Here is a 3,338-nt window from a genome sequence, read left to right as displayed (position 1 = left end):
ACAGCCAGTCAAGTAATTTGGCATTTTTCAACCCCGGATGCCAGAGTCAAACTTAAACATCTTTATCCAGTGTTTGAAGAGGAAGAGATGGCAGATTCTAATGCACCAAATTAGCTGTGTCAGTCCACTACTTGATCACTTGATCACTTAATCACGGTGCGTTACGCTTACGCTAACACACCCTACGATTTACGATTTACGATTCAATATATTTCTGACTTCAGTTAAAAAGGCCAAGCAATTAAAATTCCCCTGACCTCTCATATGATTAAACAACGACAAAGCCCCAACGGAATAATCCCCAATCAAATTTTCATAAGGGTCTAACTTAAAACTAATCTCTCTTGCCTTTTGGTATCGCCAAAAGTGAAACAGACTCAAATACTGGACTATGTCTTGTTTCAGAGGAGTATTAGAAATCAAACCATGGCGAATATCTTCATCATCCAGTATCCCCTCATAGATATTCAACAAGGTAGCATAAGAAATCACCCCATTATAATTGCGCTGCTCCCCTGGCACCTCAATTCCATTAAAAAGATTAAAAAACACCACCGATTGCTTACTTTTGTCTGCCACTAATGTAGTCAACTCCGCCGTATCCTGAATATACAACGAACTTGCCCTAATTTTTTCTAGCTTCACCACATAGTACTTATCAAAAAACATCGGATAGATTTTGATATCCCCATGCTCCCCCTTCAAAGCACGGATAACATCCTTAGACATAAAAAATAATCCATCATCATCCTGAGACTGAGTCATATGTAACGTACTGGTATAGGGAGCCTTAGCCACATAGATAAAATGTTTGTATCCCTGGTGATAAAGGTTGCTAACTTGATCAATCACAACCGTTGGTTCCTTAAACAATCGTTGGTGGTCATAATTGTCAGAGAAAGTCGTCAGTAACTCTAACCTGACCGCACCATCATTTCCACGGATTACTCCCACCACTTCTCCCATCAAATTCGAGCGCTTGTGCCGACTCCCCCATTTGCTATCACTTTCCCGACTAGAAACTACAATAATCGCTAACTTATCCAACTGGGGATAGTCTAACTGCTGATTGAAACGAAACGTTTTCGGCAATACCGAGTAGAGAGAGGTCATCACATTAGGAATTTTATACTTTAAATCCCTGATATCAATTCCTTGAGTATTCGACCGATGTTCCTGATTCAGTAAATGAGACAATACCATCGATAACGATAGCAAAAATTTTTCGATGGGAGCCTCATCCTCCTTATTACTCAGATGCAATCGTAAAATCGGAATAAATAAACGCTCCTGCTCCTCCAACAGCAGTTTCAAACAGATATAAGCCAGCAAAGCGAACGTAAACCGATAAACAAAAGCCGGTTGAGAGTCTAAAGGATTACTCTTGTCTCCCTGATAGGGAAACAGCACTAACTTACGCTGCTGAAAATTCTGCTTGTAGATAGTTCTCCCCCTAGTTTCCTTTGGTACCAATAGTATAGGGAGCGCCTTAATCCCAGTGATGTCATCATACTCCATACTGAAGAGTTGCTTCTCATCCTGAGTACAATAGCGAATATCACGAATTCTGATATTAGCTGGAAGAGTACAAACGGAATTTCCGCCAGCATTGGCATCTCGAATCGATAGATACTTCAGAACGTTTTTGGGATTGCCTCGCAAAACCTCCTTAAACAAAGTCTGCCTAGTCTCAATCTTACTAATATCGTTTTCTAAAATACCTTTTTTTACCGAAATATGGAGAGGATACCCTCGGCTTGGCAACCTAGTCTTGTATGTCAGCGTATTAGTCAAACACCGCTTTAGCTGATCAACTTTCGACTGAACCTTATAGGTCTTGAAGCCTTCGATGATTCCTCGAAACAGTTTCTGCTTCGCGCCGTCATCAGAGCCTCGTAGAATGGGCAAAACCTTTTCCTCAAAGGTTTTAATAGGATCGTAGCCTAGGTCAGACTTAGGAGTATAGCCGGGAGCAGAGGGCTTATTACCAGCAAACACAACGTAGTACAAAAACACGATAGTCAAAACTTTTCTAGCAAAGACTTCTCGTCTCGAAACATCTTTCAGTAACTCTTGATGCTCCTGACTATCGGGATTAATCAGATTAACCGAATACTCAAAAACCCCTTTACTACCATGAGCATGAACCTTACCATCCAACTTGAGCTTAAGTCCAAAAATAAACTGTAATTCTCCCCACTCTTCATCAGTACTTTCTCCCAAGTATCCCTCTATGATTGGAATAATCGGCAACCGATTAAATGCCTCTGCCCTGGAAAAAAAGTCTCTGTAGTTAACCGATGCCCCAGCATAATTAACCAAGTAATCCCCATCTGCCTTATTAATATCATTGATGTAGTGATTAATCAGCTTAAGTCGGCGAATCAAATCCTCCAGATAGATAGCCGCTTCAGCATTACCACCACTAGCACGAGTATTAATCGCCCCTTTAAGAAACTCTAAATAATGAATCTGGGCTTGTTTCTTAAGTTGACCAAGGGTTTCCGTATCCGCAATGTGCTTCAGTCGGTAGAAATCCGATTGAGGGTTATTTTCTAGATCCTCAACAATATCATAGAGCTCTTCGCGGACGCTTTCACTAACCCCAGCAAACTCAGCATTAATATAATTGTCCAATCCATTTCTCAGCTCACTGTTAAACTCAGCACTATTTACCACCGTAATCGTGAGCTTGTGAAGTTTTAGCAACTCCCTACTGTTATCAGTATCTCCCTGTAAACTTAACCGTTGCGTTTGTAAACCAGGATAGTTACCAAAAGGATAAGTAAAATCTAAATTTGCCCTTTTCCCTTGGAAATATGTTAAACTAGTCAATAAGTTAGAGATAAACTTATCAATAGACCGATTATCTGGCAGCTCAAGCAGCACAGACTCCAGTAATTCTTCTAAGCGAGTTCTAATTTTCCCAACTTGATTAGGAAAGCAGTTCCAAAAACCAGGACTAAAATTAACCGTAGCACTACGAACATAATTAGCAGACCCCCCCAAAGGATCATGCACCGACAAAGCAGCCACCTGAGTTGCGATACTATCAATATCGATGACTAACTGTTTGCGATCGCTTGCCAGCCTAAAAGGATTTTTAGTCTGCTCAGACCGTAGTACCTTCAAAATCTTATTCAGTAAGTCGCTGTAATCCGTCTTAACCAAGTCATTGTCATCCGGTCTTAAAACATTGACCATGTTATTTACTCCAAAACCCATCTCTTCACACTACTCCCTATAGATGGCAGGTGTTAATGGGGAGATTACGGACAGGGAATAGGGAGTAGGGAGTAGGGAGTAGGGAGTAGGGAGTAGGGAGTAGGGAGGAGGGA

At 41.0% G+C, this 3,338-nt stretch carries 1 protein-coding gene; it reads right to left on the bottom strand.

All coding sequences use genetic code 11. From position 1 onward, the window contains the following. Positions 1-189: 189 nt before the first annotated feature. Entirely contained in the window at positions 190-3,204 is a 3,015-nt protein-coding gene (locus tag F6K37_RS35325) for a hypothetical protein (protein WP_287255525.1), read from the bottom strand. Positions 3,205-3,338 lie beyond the last annotated feature (134 nt).

This window comes from Moorena sp. SIO4E2, from assembly GCF_010671945.1.
Taxonomy (GTDB): domain Bacteria; phylum Cyanobacteriota; class Cyanobacteriia; order Cyanobacteriales; family Coleofasciculaceae; genus Moorena; species Moorena producens.
Note: the sequence above shows the minus strand (reverse complement) of the source record. Positions and strands in the feature narration are given on the sequence as shown.